Raw genomic sequence first — 14,784 nt, forward strand, 5'->3', positions numbered from 1 at the left:
TTAGGACTTTCCTTGAAACTGAAAGTCCGTTCCGTCAAAGTCGACTTCGACGGTCATCCCCTCCTCATAGGCATTTTTCAACAGCGACGCCGCTAACGGGTTTTGGATTTCATTTTGAATCACCCGCTTCAAAGGCCTTGCTCCGTAGGTCGGGTCGTAACCGGCCGATGCGATCTGGTCGATCGCGGCATCGGTGACGTCCAAGTGCAGCCCATTTTGCTCGAGTCGTCGCGCTAGCAATTGCAATTGAAGTGTGACGATTTGTCGAATCTCTTTGCGATTGAGTGGGTGGAAGATCACAATGTCGTCGACCCGGTTCAAGAACTCAGGCAAGAACCTTGCCTTCAATGATTCTTGAACGGCTTCGCGCATTTCCTGTTCCGTCCCTCCTTCTTCGGCCACGCGCTGGATCGCCTGACTGCCGGCGTTGCTGGTCATCACAATGACCGTGTTGGTAAAGTCGACCGTGCGGCCGTGACCATCGGTCAACCGGCCATCGTCAAGCACCTGCAGCAAGATGTTGAAGACGTCGGGGTGTGCCTTTTCCATCTCGTCAAGCAGCAGCACCGCATAGGGGCGACGGCGGACTGCTTCGGTCAACTTACCGCCCTCTTCGTAGCCGACGTATCCCGGAGGTGCACCAATCAAACGAGCGACGCTGTGTCGTTCCATGAACTCGCTCATGTCAATCCGCAGCATCGCTTGTTCGTCATCAAACATGACTTCCGCAAGGGCTTTACAGAGCTCGGTTTTCCCCACACCGGTTGGTCCCAGGAACAAGAACGATCCAATCGGTCGGTTGGGATCCTGCAGGCCGCTGCGACTGCGGCGGACGGCATCGGAGACGCCCTGCACCGCTTCGTCTTGACCGATCACCCGGCGGTGCAACCGTTCTTCCATCACCAATAACTTGGCGCGTTCGGTTTCCAGCATTCGGGTCAGCGGAACACCGGTCCATGCGCTAACGACTTCCGCGATTTCATCTTCGGTCACGTCATGACGTAGCAGTCGCCGCTTTTCTTCCTGCTTCGACTCACTGGTTTGGCTATCCGTTTCCCGCTGTTCGGCATCATCCAGCCGATCTTGCAGTTGCGTTAGTCGACCGCGAACGTCGAGCATTTCGCGATAGATCGACTCGGGGCTTTCACCGCGCAGTTGTTTTTGCTTCGCTTCGGTATCGAGTGTCGCGAAGCGATGCTCGAGTTGTTCAATTTCTTGACGGACCGATTGGACGTCGTCCAGCCCCATTTTTTCCGCGTCCCATTGTTCCCTGAGGCTCGCCAATTCATGGTTGATCGCTTCCATTTCCGTCTCGATCTCTTGGCGTTTTTCAACGGCGGACTCTTCCTGCTCATCCACCAATTGGCGGTGGGCCAATTCGAGTTGTCGCAATCTCCGCTGCAAACGATCGATTGGTTCCGGAACACTTTCCTTTTCCATTGCCAAGCGGCTTGCCGCTTCATCGATCAAATCGATTGCCTTATCGGGCAAAAATCGATCGGCGATGTAGCGATTGGAAAGCGTCGCTGCCGCGACAATCGCGCTGTCGGTGATGCGAACACCGTGATGCGACTCGTAGCGAGACTTCAAACCTCTCAGGATCGCGATCGTGTCCTCGACGGTGGGTTCGCCTACGTAGACCGGTTGGAAACGACGTTCGAGCGCCGCATCCTTTTCGATATTCTGGCGATACTCGTCGAGAGTGGTGGCACCGATACAGCGGAGCATACCCCGGGCTAATTCTGGTTTCAACAAATTGGCCGCATCGGCGCTGCCTTCAGCTTTTCCGGCTCCGACGACCAAATGAAGTTCGTCGATAAACAGAATGACCTGTCCACCTGAATCTTTGACCTCGCGCAAGACTGCCTTCAGCCGTTCTTCGAAGTCACCACGGAATTTTGCACCGGCAACCAGCGCGCCCATGTCCAACGAGATGACACGCTTGTCTTTCAAGCTCTGCGGGACATCCCCTTCAAAGATTCGCAATGCCAACCCTTCGGCAATCGCTGTCTTGCCGACGCCAGGCTGTCCGATCAAGACTGGATTGTTCTTGGTTCGCCGCGAGAGAACCTGAATCACTCGGCGGATTTCGTTGTCACGACCAATCACGGGGTCGAGTTTCCCCTGAGCGGCAAGTTGCGTCAGGTCGATGCCATATTTTTCCAGCGCCTGGTAGGTGTCTTCCGCGTTCGGGTCGGTTACCCGTGCCGATCCGCGAACCTCGCTCATCGCCTTGAGCACATCGTTCTCTGCCACACCGATCAAACTCAGCAAGTTCTTGGCTTTGCTCTCCGCTTGCGTGAGCCCAAGCAGTAAATGTTCGGTGCTGACGTATTCGTCTTTTAGTTTTGCTGCCGCATCGGCTGCGGCGTCAAAGGTCTTCTGCAGACTCGCTGCGAGTTGCGGTTGGCGGCCACCGGAAACGGACGGCAGTTTCTTTAATTCGCTATCCACCAAGCCTTTCAGCTTTGCGGAATCGGCGTTCATCTTGTCGAGCAAAGGACGCGTGATGCCGTCTGACTCGGCCAACATCGATGCAAGAAGTTGCAGCGGCGTGATCTCGGGATGGCCGGCCGAAGCGGCATTTGCCTGTGCGTCGGCGACGAGTGATTGTGCCTTCGTCGTGAGTTTGTCAAATCGAAATGCCATCTTGAATCGCTCCTCTTGCCCCGTCGTCCTGCGACCTTGGCCGCAGGACGTTTGTTGAATCCTGTCCCGCGGTGACCCCGCGGGACGATCTTAATCCTTGACTTCGAAATCTGCGTCGATTGCGTCGTCATCTTCGCTCGGTGCAGCCGCAGCCGCACCGGCTGGGTCCGCACCGGCTGCCGCTCCCGCAGCATCGGTCTTTTCATACAGCACTTTGCTGAATGCTTGTGACGCTGCGTCGAGCTCGTCGGTCGCTTGTTTGATCGCGGCAACGTCCTCCGTTTCAGCGGCATTCTTGACCTTTTCGATCGCCTTGTTCATCGGTTCGGTATCCGAATCCGCCAGCTTTTCCTTGTGCTCGGCCATCAATTTTTCAAGTTGATAAACCTGCTGGCTTGCCTTGTTGCGGGCTTCAACCAACTCGAACTGGCGACGGTCTTCGTCGGCGTTGACGTCGGCGTCCTTTCGCATTTGTTCGATTTCGTCTTCGCTTAGACCGCCTGCTTCCTTGATTTGGACCGACGCTTCTTTACCGGTTTTTAGTTCCTTCGCGGAAACGCTCAAGATCCCATTCTGGTCAATGTCGAACTTGACTTCGATCTGAGGCACACCACGTGGTTGTGGGGGAATGCCTTCCAAATTGAATTCGCCTAGCAAGCGGTTGTGTGCGGCCATCTTTCGTTCACCTTGGAACACACGCACGGTGACCGCGGTCTGGTTATCCGCTGCGGTACTAAAGACGTTCTTCTTCTCGACGGGGATCGTGGTGTTTCGCTCGACCAAAGCCGTCATCACGCCACCTTCGGTTTCAATCCCAAGGGTCAGAGGCGCCACATCGAGCAGTAGCACGTCGGTACGGTCGCCCGCCAACACGCTCGCTTGAATCGCAGCGCCGACGGCAACGACTTCATCGGGGTTCACACCTTGGTGGGGATCTTTGCCGAAGATCTCTTTCACAATCTCGCGAACCTTCGGGACACGCGTGCTACCGCCGACCAAAACGACTTCGTCGATGTCGCCCGGCTTCATGCCAGCGTCCTTCAACGCTTGCAGTACCGGTTCCTTCACCTTTTCGACTAACGAATCGATCAGTTCCTCGAACTTGCTTCGAGTGATCTTCATCGTCAAATGCTTCGGTCCTGATTGGTCCATCGTGATGAAGGGCAAATTGATGTCGGTTTCCGGCAGCGTGCTGAGTTCCTTCTTGGCTTTTTCACACGCTTCTTGCAAACGCTGCAACGCCATCGCATCGTTACGCAAATCGATACCGCTGTCCTTCTTGAACTCGTCAGCGACATAGTGAATGAGGGCCTCGTCAAAGTCATCCCCACCGAGGTGCGTATTACCCGAGGTGCTGATCACTTGGAAGACTCGGCTCTCTTGCTCTTCATCACCGCTGTCGGCAACTTCCAAAACCGAAACGTCGAACGTCCCGCCACCGAGGTCGAACACGATGATCTTTTCATCTTTCTTTTTATCCAGCCCATACGCCAATGCCGCAGCGGTCGGTTCATTAATGATTCGGGCGACTTCCAAGCCCGCGATCTGACCCGCATCCTTGGTCGCTTGGCGCTGCGCGTCGTTGAAGTAAGCAGGTACGGTAATCACCGCTTTGTTGACTTTGTGTCCCAGATAGGACTCCGCAGATTCCTTCAACTTTCGCAGCACCTTTGCCGAGATCTCTTGCGGTGTGTATTCCTTGTCACCGACTTTGATCTTGACGTATTCGCCTGCCCCACCGGTGACGCCGTACGGCACCATCTTTTCTTCGGACTCGACCTCATTGTGTCGCCGGCCCATGAATCGTTTCACCGAGTAAACGGTTCGCTTTGGGTTGGTCACGGCTTGCCGACGAGCCGGTTCGCCAACGATCGTATCTTCCTTGTCGGTGAAAGCGACCACACTCGGGGTCAAACGGTTGCCTTCGGGGTTGGGGATGACCTTCGGCTCGCTACCTTCCATAATCGCTACAACGCTATTCGTTGTGCCGAGGTCAATTCCGATAATCTTTTCGCCTTGAGCCATGCTGGTTCTCCTAAAACTTTCGAATCAATGATGTGTCGCGTTGACCAGACCGAATCAAGATTCGAGCCCTGCGGCGACGTTGGTGGTGAGTGAAACGGTCGCTCGTCCGCTGGGGCGGACTGGCGCTGGGCCGACCGGCAATCAAAACGTTGTCGAATCGTCAGCTCCATTGAGGACACGAAGAAGATTGGCAAAGCTTGTGCCGAACAGCTTGTCAAGACGCCGTTTTTTTTCTGGCAGCCGAGAAATACCCCGTTTTTTCCGGTAAAATCGCTTTTGCGTTTCTTCAACTCTTATTGGGCGAGCTCGAAACTGGCAGTCGCTGCCGAGTGGCTCGATCGATGCGATGCGCCCGGTGTCAAAATGACAGCCTTTGGGGTTAAATGAGATCCGATTCTATTGTCACCCTTCAAAAGCCCAATCGATGAATCTTCCGACCGACCGCATCCGAGAAATTGACTCGCAAATCCTCCGGCTGATTGAATCACGTGCCGCGGAGGTCGATGGGGTGTCCGGCATGGCGATGGACCCAAACGAAGCCGCACTCGGACGCGTTGCTGCGGCTGCCCGAGACATCGATGCAACCGTTGCCGCCAACACGTTGAAGTCTTCTCGGATCGCTCCGTCATCGCAGGCCGAGATCCTCAAGCATATCGCAAGCGTTTGTCTCGCTACCGTGACCGAGCTTCGTGTTGCGTTTTTGGGGCCGAAGTACAGCTACAGCCATTTGGCCGCGATCAAGTATTTTGGCGAAGGAGCCGATGTGGCTCCGGTCGGTTCGATCGCTGCGGTGTTCGAAGCCGTTACGCGTGGGGACGTGACTGCGGGGTTGGTGCCGATTGAAAATAGCACCGATGGGCGGATCGTGGATACGTTGGGGTTGTTCATTCGCAAGCAGGCGCACATCTGTGGCGAAGTGGTGCTGCCGATTCATCACAACTTGTTGTCGAGTTCGCCGCGAGAATCCATTCGTGAAATCCATAGCAAGCCCCAGGTGTTGTCGCAGTGTCGCAAATGGTTGGCGTCACACTTCCCGGACGCAAAGCTTGTGGAAAGCGGCAGTTCCACGGCGGCCGCCCAGTGGGCTGCGAGCCAACCCGGAGCCGCAGCGGTCGCAAGCATCGAAGCGGGGCGTCAGTACCGGTTGGACGTGTTGGCTGCAAACATTGAAGACAACTCCAATAACGTCACTCGCTTTGCCGTGCTCGGCAAAGAGCATCCTCAACGGACGGGTGACGATAAGACATCGTTGTTGTTCCAGGTCAACCATCAACCCGGTGCGCTTGCGGACGTGATGACCGTCTTTAAAGCGAACCGATTGAATTTGACTTGGATCGAGTCCTTTCCCTCACCCGATACTCGAGCGGAGTACCTGTTCTTTGTGGAGTTGACCGGCCACCAAGACGACCCCGCCGTCGCCGCTGCCTTGCAAACGCTGAGCCAACAAGCTCAGCGTTTGGAAGTACTCGGCTCCTATCCACGGGCGTTGGATTAGATCAACGCACAACGAGAAGCATCCGTGTATTGCCACGGCGGACGGTCAAGCGGACCGATTGCCGTTGCTCGATCGCTTCGTCCATGATCATCTTCAACTGGTCCGCCGAAGAAACCTGGATACCGGCGGCCGATTCGATCACGTCGCCGACTTGCAGTTCGCCTTGAGCGGCGAGGCTGCCATCTCGGATGCTGTTGACAATCAACCCGCTGCGGAGTCCTTCGTAGCCATACTTGCTGGCCGATTCGGGCGTCACGGGAATCAATAAAGCGCCCATCACCTCACCGCTACCGAACATGGCCATCGCGGCGCCTGTCCGTTCCTGCAAATGGACGGTGACTTTCGATTCCTTGCCATTTCGATTGACATCCATCACGACGGTCGATCCGGGAGGACGGCTGGCGACATAGTTGCGCAATTGAGCACCCGATTTGATCTCTTTTCCGTCGAGTCGTGTGACGACGTCGCCGGGTTGCAGTCCCGCGGTGGCGGCGGGCTGGTTCTCTAAAACCGCACCGATCAATGCACCCGATTGGGCCGAAAGACTGTACTTCTTGATGCGTTCAGGGGTCACATCGACCACCTGAGCGCCGAGAAAGCCTCGTCGGACCTCGCCATTCTCGATAATCGATTCAAGGACCGGTTTCGCGAGCGATACCGGAATCGCGAAGCCGATCCCCGCGCTGACGCCTGAGCGAGACAGGATGGCTGTATTGATGCCAACCAGTTCGCCTCGCAAATTCACCAACGGTCCCCCCGAGTTGCCAGGGTTGATGGCAGCGTCGGTCTGCAGAAAGTCCTCAAAACCATTGCCATCGTCGACAATGCCTTGGATCCGGTTCTTTCCGCTGATGATCCCGGCCGTGACCGTTTGGTCCAATCCAAACGGGCTGCCGATCGCCAGCACCCAATCGCCGACGCGAATCTCGTCGGAATTGCCCAGCAGAACGGGCTGCAGCCCGCTGAGGTCCACTTTCAAAACGGCCAAGTCGGTTTGCGGATCGGTGCCGACGACTTTTGCATCGATGACCGTATCGTCACTCATCTGCACCGATAGCGTGTCTGCGTCTTCGACGACATGATTGTTCGTCAGAATGTAGCCGTCACTGCGAACGATCACACCGCTTCCCATTCCCTCATGTTCTCGTTTCTGGGGGCGCCTGGCTCCGAAGTCAAAAAAATCTTCAAAACCGGGGGGGACTTGTTGACGTAGACCGGGCGGTAAGCTTTGTGCACCTCCGATCACTTCGGTTTGCTTGGTGCTGATACTGACCACGCTCGGACGGATCGACTCGGCAACATTGCGAAAGGCCGACGACAAATCTTGCGCCGTCGCGAGAGGATGACTCTGAAGCGGGCGGTCAGGTTGACGCGGTGCGTCCTGCGCCAAAACGCCACGGTTGAGCGGCTGAGGTAGCGTCAAAACCGCGCCGGTCAGTAGCGAGCCGACGATCATCGCTCCGAACAGAAGGCTTATTCTTTTCCACAATTGGTCCACCTTAGGTACTCCTCACTTAAATCATCGTTATTGAAATCGGTTTCATCTCATTGGCATGATTGTATTCTGCCGATACGTCAAAATATCGCCTATCTTCACTAAAAAGCAAACCGGAAAACCTGACCCTAGCAAGCACCTCGATGGGAGTTCGCCCCGCTCGGGAGAACGCGGGGGCTTTGTGTTTGGCTCCCGAAAACGCAGCCCGTCGACGTTGTCAGCGCGGCCGAAAAGAGTTCGCACCCTTTTTCAAAGACCTGGGTCCTTTTTACGCCATTGACCGAGTGCCGTTGAACATTTGCAGCCCTTCATCTGCTAAGCTGAGAGGGAACGCCTACACGCAAGGAGCAACCAAATTGATGCGAGACACTTTGACGGTGATTTTGGCCGGAGGACGCGGGACGCGGCTTGAATCCTTGACGCGGGATCGAGCAAAACCAGCCGTGCCGTTCGGTGGTTTGTATCGGATCGTCGATTTTGTGCTGAGCAATTGCCTCAATAGCGACATGCGCCGCCTCTTGCTGCTGACGCAGTACAAAGCCCAATCGCTTGATCGCCACATCAACCTCGCTTGGCGGAATTATTTTTGTCGCGAACTGGGTGAATTCATCGATGTGATGCCGCCACAACAGCGGATCGATGACAATTGGTATCAAGGCACCGCGGACGCGGTTTACCAGAACATCTATGCGATTGAGAACGCGCAGCCCAAGGATGTGGTGGTTCTCGCGGGCGACCATATCTACAAGATGAATTACAAGCCGATGGTGGATTTTCACCGCAAGATGGACGCCGATATCACCATCGGCGCGCTGCGAGTGGCTCGTAACGAAGCGACTCAATTCGGCGTGCTGCAAACCGATGTGGATCATCGGTTGACGGGTTTTCAAGAAAAACCAGCCGATCCAATTGCCATGCCCGAAGACCCCGACATGTGTTTAGCGTCCATGGGCATATACGTTTTCAACGCCAGGTTCTTGTACGAACAGCTTTGCGACGACGCGACAAACACCGGAAGCGATCACGACTTTGGCAAGAACATCATTCCGGCGGCGATTGACGATTACCGTGTTTTTGCCTTTCCGTTCTTAGACGAGAATCGCAAGCGAGATGCCTATTGGCGTGACGTCGGGACCATCGATGCCTACTACGAAGCGAATATGGACCTCGTCGGTGTTGATCCTCAGCTCAACCTCTATGACCAAGTTTGGCCGATTCGGTCCTACCAACCGATGCTTCCGCCACCCAAATTTGTTTTCGGCAGCGAGGGGCCTTCGTCGCGACGGGGTGAGGCGCTCGATTCAATCGTTTGCCAAGGGGCGATCATCAGCGGCGGTAGCGTCTCGCGTAGCGTGATCGGGCCCAACGTGCGGATCAATAGCTATGCGCAAGTCGAAGACAGCATCTTGTTTGACGGCGTCGAAGTCGGTCGGCGATGTCGCTTGCGGCGCGTGATTATCGACAAGGGAGTCCACATTCCCTCGGAAACCGAAATCGGTTTTGACCCAGCCGCCGACGCCGCTCGCGGTTTCACGGTGACCGATAGCGGGATTGTGGTGATCGCTCGAGGGGAACAGATTGAACCGTCACGCGGACGAATGAACGTTCTATCCTAGGCGCAGGTTGAACTCCAACAACTCCGACGATATCGCGTGATGAGAACGTTACATTGCAGGGAAATGCGATCATGATGATGGCTGGCGGATTATCGCTCGCGCTCGTGTTGCTGGTCATCGGCATCGCGATTGGATTGAGGCTTGCTCGACGGCAATCCAAAACGAATGCAGCGATGAGTCAAGACGAACGTGAACGGATGCTGCAGATGCTCCACGAGCTCGGGGCCTGGACCAGCGAGTATTCAGGAAATGTGTCGCAGTACCAAAGTCGGCTCGGCGAACTGAGTGATGCGGTCCGTGTCGATCCGGCGGTCCATCAAGCTGCTCCCAAGGTGGTTTCGCTGCTCCAGCAGATCATGGACAGCAATTCTCAGTTGAAATCACGACTCGATGCTGCCGAGCGCCAACTCGATAAACAGACCAAGCAGATCGAGAGTTACCTGACCGAGGCCCGTACGGACGGGCTAACCGGACTCTACAATCGCCGAGCCTTTGACCAACGGCTCGACGAGCTGTTTGCTGCATTTCGCAAAGGAGGTCGGTCCTTCGTCTTTGTGCTCGTCGACATCGACCACTTTAAGTCCTTCAATGACACCCACGGGCACCAAGTTGGCGACCAGGTGTTACAGCAGGTCGCCAAGACGCTTCGATTGGAGTTGCAGGAATCGATCATGGTTGCCCGTTTTGGTGGCGAGGAGTTTTCCGTCTTGATGAATGGGCCGCTACGGATCGCTGCGGAAAAGATGAATGAAGTGCGAAAGAAGATGGCAGCCCTTCAGATCGAAATCGGCGCCAAAAAACTGTCGGTCACCATCAGTGTTGGTTTGACGGAACCACGCGACGATCTGGTGGTCAGCCCCGTGGTTCGCCGTGCCGATGAAGCGCTTTATGCAGCCAAAAACATTGGTCGCAACCGAGTGTATTACCACGATGGCAAGGGAGCCATGCTCGTTGGAGCACCGGAAGTGGCGAGAGGTTGACGGGGCGCGGAAGGGGCCGCTGACGTCGTGATCGGGCAAAATCGGTCGTGGAGGGAAGCGGGTGGCTGGTCGCTCACGTGCTGAAATGGCTTCGTGGTTTGCCTTGTTCAACGCGGGGACCTGGGAAACGAAAAATCCCGTATATTGTAGAACCGCGTGCCCTGCGTTTTATTGTCTTCTGTCGCCCGAGCGACATCCATCCTTTTCCTCATCAAGATCGACTGAACCATGAGTGGTGACAACGACGGCATTCCGAAAGATGGTGTGCATCCCGAACAGAATCCCTACCATTTTTCGGACGTCGAGATGGACCGAGAGCCTGATACGGCGGTCGCACCGGATGAGCTTCAACTCAAACAGCCACCGGGGTTGTGGGTTTTGTTCATCACGGAAATGTGGGAGCGATTCAGTTACTACGGGATGCGTGCCCTGTTGGTGCTGTATTTGATCGCTTCGACACAGACTCAAATTGAAAATTCGAGTGGCGAGATGGTCGCCAACACGAACCCCGGTTTTGGTTGGACCGAAGCGAACGCCGCGATCCTGTATGCGATCTACACGTGGGCCGTCTACCTCACACCGATCGCCGGTGGTTGGCTTGCCGACAAACTGCTCGGCACGCATCGATCGATGTTGTTGGGTGGATGGATTATCGCATTGGGGCATATCACCTTGGCGGGGACCGAGCTTTTCGGTGTCACCGCGGGCGAAGTGGTCACTCTGCAAACCAGCCCCGGCGCATTGATTTGTTTTCTGTTGGGTCTCGGTTTGATCATTATCGGCACCGGCTTCTTTAAGCCGTGTGTTAGCGTGATGGTGGGCCAGTTGTATGGCCCCCAAGACGATCGTCGAGACTCGGGATTCACCATTTTCTATATGGGAATCAATCTTGGTGCGTTTTTATCACCGATCATCGCAGGCACCCTCGGCCAAAAAGTTGGCTGGCATTGGGGTTTTGGTTCGGCAGCGGTTGGCATGATCTTGGGGTTGATCTTCTATCAAATCTATCGTCCCAAGTACCTTGCGGGAGTCGGTCTATCGCCCAAGCAGGTTGCCGAGGATCGGGCGGCCGGTGTGGTCAATCGTTCTCATGTCGATGAAACCGAACTGACGCGATCGTTCAATAAGGTGGACTTGCAACGACTGCTTGTCATCTTGATCTTGGCCTTCTTCGGTAACATTTTCTTTTGGGCGGCCTTTGAACAAGCTGGGAGCTCGTTGAATGTGTTCGCAGAGCAAAACACCAACCGAACGATCTTGGGTTATGAGTTTCCTTCCACTTGGTATCAATCGGTCAATGCGCTGACCATCGTTCTTTGCGCGCCACTGTTTTCTATCCTCTGGGTCTGGTTGGAGAAACGAAAAGCGAATCCATCCACACCGGTCAAGTTTGCAATCGGTTTGTGGTTGTTGGGATTGGCCTTCGTTGCCATGGTGCTTGCTGCACTGGAAGCGACCGGAGGCGAGTTGGCAGCCCCCTATTGGCTGCTGATCACCTACGTGATTTGTACCTGGGCCGAATTGTGCTTGTCCCCCGTTGGTTTGTCGATGGTGACTAAATTGGCGCCCGCGCGGTTGCAATCGCTGATGATGGGGGTTTGGTTCTTGTCGTTCTCGGTGGCCAACTTGCTGGGCGGCTTGATGGCCGCGTTTTCGACCAAGTTCAAGCCGGGGCCCGAAGGGCAGCCCCCTGAGGCATCGTTTATCTTCGAAGGGTTGCCGGGGTTCTACCTGCTGCTGATCTTGCTACCGATGGTTGCGGGATTCATCATTTTTGCCTTGTCCCCAATCTTAAAACGAATGATGCATGGGGTAAAATAGGACGGCTTGCTCGGTCCCAACGGTCTCCATGAACGATAACGACGAATCTCGTTTGATCGGTATGCTACGTCGCGTCATCCGCGATTGTGGCAAGTTGTACAATCAGTGCGGGAAATGGATGGTGCGCCGCTATCCCAGTTTGATTGAAGGCGATCCGAACACGTTCGTCGAATTGATGGATGATCTGCACCGCGGGTTGTTGGTGAAGGTCTACGTGACGATTGTCCGAGCCGACGACAAATGGACGGCACCGGAAAAACGTGTGGCAGCCGCGATGATCGAACACCTTTGGGGCCAGCAACTCCACGGTGCTCAGCTCCGCGAGGCCGCTGTGGGGCTGTTCCAACAAGCGGACCAATTGACTTGGGAGTCGCTGGTCGCCCCGTTTGTTCGCTACACCCCCTTGTCCGACAGCAAGGTGCAAGTGGAAACGATCGTGATGCGATTGGCCAACCTCGTTGCCAAGTGCGACGGACAGACCATGCCCGAAGAAGGGGTCGCGTTGCACACGCTGCAACGTTCGATCGATATGGCACTCCATCCCGCGGATCCCAAGTCGGTTCTTGCTCCCTTGGGGACCTCTTCATCGGAAGGCCCGTCGGCATCGGCGTATCAGTACGCACAAAAGCAAGCGGAGGAATCGGATGAGGCGATGTCCGAAGCCGAGAGCCAAGAGGACCGTCAACGGCGTTTGCAAGCGGCCATGCAAGAACTCGACTCGCTGATTGGGCTGCAATCGGTCAAGGACCGCGTGCGAAGTTATGCCAACTTCCTGAAGCTTCAGCAACAGCGGCGTGATGCGGGATTGTCGACCATGCCGATCAGCTTACACATGACGTTTGTTGGCAATCCGGGAACGGGCAAGACGACCGTTGCGAGAATTGTAGGGCAAATCCTCGGCGCACTCGGCACTCTGGAAAATGGCCATGTGATTGAAACGGATCGCAGCGGATTGGTCGCCGAGTATGCAGGGCAAACGGCACCGAAGACCAATAAGTTGTGTGACTCGGCGCGAGGCGGTGTGCTGTTTATCGACGAAGCTTACAGTTTGATCGATGCCTCGGGCGATGACGCGTACGGTCGAGAAGCGATTCAGACGCTGCTGAAACGGATGGAAGACGATCGCGAATCGATGGCGGTCATTTTAGCCGGATACAGTGATGAGATGGCCAAGATGATTCGAAGCAATCCTGGATTGTCCTCGCGAATCAACACACGGATCGATTTCGAGGATTATTCGCCAGCCGATCTGGGACGGATCTTTGAGTCATTGTGCCGTCAAAACCAATATCAATTGCCGAGCCCGGCACGACATCGATTGCTGCTGGGATTTCACCATCTGCATCAGCACCGAGACCGCCATTTTGGAAACGGAAGAATGGTGCGGAATGCCTTTGAAGATACCGTGCGGCGGTTGGCGGACCGGATTGCCGAGGTCGCGCAATTGACCGAATCGCTGTTGACGGTCTTGGTGGAAAGCGACATCTGCGTGCCAAGAGTTAGCGGCGAAGAGCTCGATGCGTTAGCATCCCAGCCACACACGCTTCGAATCCGGTGCAGTGGCTGTCAGCGCTTGGTTCGAATTCAACCGGGCTCGCTCGGGATGCAAGTGCGATGCAAGAAATGCGAGCAGGTACAGTTGGCGGATTGGGCAGAGGTTTGCTGACCGCGTTGTGCCCAACCAGGGTGCTTCCGGTCGAGAGCGTCTTATGATTTTAGATAGCTTGCTAGCGACTTTGCCGGAGCGGGCAGTTTCAACAGCGGCGCAAAGTCGGCGGTCGATTCATCCACGATGGCAAACAGTTCGGCGAGCGCTTTGGTGTCGGTTCCCGTCAGCCGCTCAAAGGCCTGGGTGAATTCAGCTTGTTCGGTCCACGATAGTTCGCTACAGGAAGGTAGCAGTGACGCAAGCGCGACGCAGGCGCTGCCCCGAGCCGGTTCGCCCTGGTCGAGCAGGTCTCCGATTTGCGTATGCTGCGCGATCAGTGCGATGAACTCTTGCGGCAGACTCCAACGACTTGCCAACAGTGCCGCGGCATCGGCGTGGTTCCAGCCAAACATTTCTTGTTCGAGCCCACTCAAACGCCGCCCTTCCATCGCCCGTCGTTCGACCAAGCTTTGGTATTGTTCGGGCAATTCCTTTAACAGCAACGGGATTGCCATGTCTTGCAGCAAAGCACCCGCGAACAGGTCTTCCGCGTTCTCGACCTTCAGGTTCCGTCCAAGTTTGCGCGCAAAAATCGCTCGGCGCAGCGAATCCTGCCAAAGGGACTTCAAGTCAAAGGGACCGAATTTTGGATTCGGAATCACGCTGAAGACCGCGTTCCACAAAGCAAAGTTGGTGATGGCACGGCTGCCAACGAGCGTCAAGGATTGTTGAACGCTCATGATTTCCCGACTAAATCCAAAGTACGACGAATTGACGAACTTCAGCACTTGCCCCATTAATCCTGGATCGGCTTCGATCGGCTTGGCAAACTCAGCTGGCCCCACGTCGGCCCGTTGCGAAAGCTGAAGCAGTGCGATCGCGCTGTGAGGTAAGGCTGGCAAGACTTCCGAGTGAAAGACGTCTTCAAGCGTTGTGGGATCGATTGCAGTCGACATGATGGGAATCTGCTTTGCTAGTTTGTCAGGTTACGAAAAGGGCTGCGAGGCCAGAGCGAAAACGTTTGTCGTGATGCTCAAGGAATCCGCCCGTAGAAA

General features: G+C 55.5%; 9 protein-coding genes. 5 read left to right on the forward strand and 4 right to left on the reverse strand.

Going from position 1 to position 14,784, the window contains the following annotated elements; all coding sequences use genetic code 11:
- Both clpB and dnaK read right to left on the reverse strand, forming a co-directional pair.
- Positions 1-2,649, reverse strand: a complete 2,649-nt coding sequence (clpB, locus tag Poly41_RS05330; protein ID WP_146524799.1) for an ATP-dependent chaperone ClpB — start codon at positions 2,647-2,649, stop codon at positions 1-3.
- A 90-nt stretch (positions 2,650-2,739) separates the two neighbouring features.
- Entirely contained in the window at positions 2,740-4,674 is a 1,935-nt protein-coding gene (gene dnaK, locus Poly41_RS05335) for a molecular chaperone DnaK (RefSeq protein WP_146524800.1), read from the reverse strand.
- A 424-nt stretch (positions 4,675-5,098) separates the two neighbouring features.
- Between dnaK and pheA the strand changes: the two genes are divergently transcribed.
- Positions 5,099-6,169, forward strand: coding sequence for a prephenate dehydratase (gene pheA / locus Poly41_RS05340; protein ID WP_146524801.1), 1,071 nt, complete (start codon positions 5,099-5,101; stop codon positions 6,167-6,169).
- 1 nt (position 6,170) lies between these two features.
- Here pheA and Poly41_RS05345 read toward each other — a convergent pair whose 3' ends face one another.
- Positions 6,171-7,667: a Do family serine endopeptidase gene (locus tag Poly41_RS05345; RefSeq protein ID WP_231615417.1), complete on the reverse strand. Its 1,497-nt coding sequence runs from the start codon at positions 7,665-7,667 to the stop codon at positions 6,171-6,173.
- A 140-nt stretch (positions 7,668-7,807) separates the two neighbouring features.
- Between Poly41_RS05345 and glgC the strand changes: the two genes are divergently transcribed.
- The 4 genes from glgC (at position 7,808) to Poly41_RS05365 (ending at position 13,747) form a co-directional block, all read left to right on the forward strand.
- Positions 7,808-9,280, forward strand: coding sequence for a glucose-1-phosphate adenylyltransferase (glgC, locus tag Poly41_RS05350; protein ID WP_261344883.1), 1,473 nt, complete (start codon positions 7,808-7,810; stop codon positions 9,278-9,280).
- Between the two features lie 71 nt (positions 9,281-9,351).
- The gene (locus Poly41_RS05355) at positions 9,352-10,260 is read left to right on the forward strand and encodes a GGDEF domain-containing protein (protein WP_231615418.1); all 909 of its coding nucleotides are present in this window, start codon (positions 9,352-9,354) and stop codon (positions 10,258-10,260) included.
- Positions 10,261-10,488: 228 nt separating this feature from the next.
- Positions 10,489-12,081, forward strand: coding sequence for a peptide MFS transporter (locus Poly41_RS05360; protein ID WP_146524803.1), 1,593 nt, complete (start codon positions 10,489-10,491; stop codon positions 12,079-12,081).
- Positions 12,082-12,109: 28 nt separating this feature from the next.
- Complete coding sequence (locus Poly41_RS05365) at positions 12,110-13,747, forward strand: AAA family ATPase (protein ID WP_146524804.1); 1,638 nt, start codon at positions 12,110-12,112, stop codon at positions 13,745-13,747.
- A gap of 41 nt (positions 13,748-13,788) precedes the next feature.
- Here Poly41_RS05365 and Poly41_RS05370 read toward each other — a convergent pair whose 3' ends face one another.
- Positions 13,789-14,685, reverse strand: a complete 897-nt coding sequence (locus Poly41_RS05370; RefSeq protein ID WP_146524805.1) for an HDOD domain-containing protein — start codon at positions 14,683-14,685, stop codon at positions 13,789-13,791.
- Positions 14,686-14,784 lie beyond the last annotated feature (99 nt).

This window comes from Novipirellula artificiosorum, from assembly GCF_007860135.1.
Classification (GTDB): Bacteria; Planctomycetota; Planctomycetia; order Pirellulales; family Pirellulaceae; genus Novipirellula_A; species Novipirellula_A artificiosorum.

Bases quoted from the DNA above. Each gene is read 5' to 3' on its own strand.
- clpB (WP_146524799.1), bottom strand. From the start codon at position 2,649: ATGGCATTTCGATTTGACAAACTCACGACGAAGGCACAATCACTCGTC.
- dnaK (WP_146524800.1), bottom strand. From the start codon at position 4,674: ATGGCTCAAGGCGAAAAGATTATCGGAATTGACCTCGGCACAACGAAT.
- pheA (WP_146524801.1), top strand. From the start codon at position 5,099: ATGAATCTTCCGACCGACCGCATCCGAGAAATTGACTCGCAAATCCTC.
- glgC (WP_261344883.1), top strand. From the start codon at position 7,808: ATGGGAGTTCGCCCCGCTCGGGAGAACGCGGGGGCTTTGTGTTTGGCT.
- Poly41_RS05355 (WP_231615418.1), top strand. From the start codon at position 9,352: ATGATGATGGCTGGCGGATTATCGCTCGCGCTCGTGTTGCTGGTCATC.
- Poly41_RS05360 (WP_146524803.1), top strand. From the start codon at position 10,489: ATGAGTGGTGACAACGACGGCATTCCGAAAGATGGTGTGCATCCCGAA.
- Poly41_RS05365 (WP_146524804.1), top strand. From the start codon at position 12,110: ATGAACGATAACGACGAATCTCGTTTGATCGGTATGCTACGTCGCGTC.
- Poly41_RS05370 (WP_146524805.1), bottom strand. From the start codon at position 14,685: ATGTCGACTGCAATCGATCCCACAACGCTTGAAGACGTCTTTCACTCG.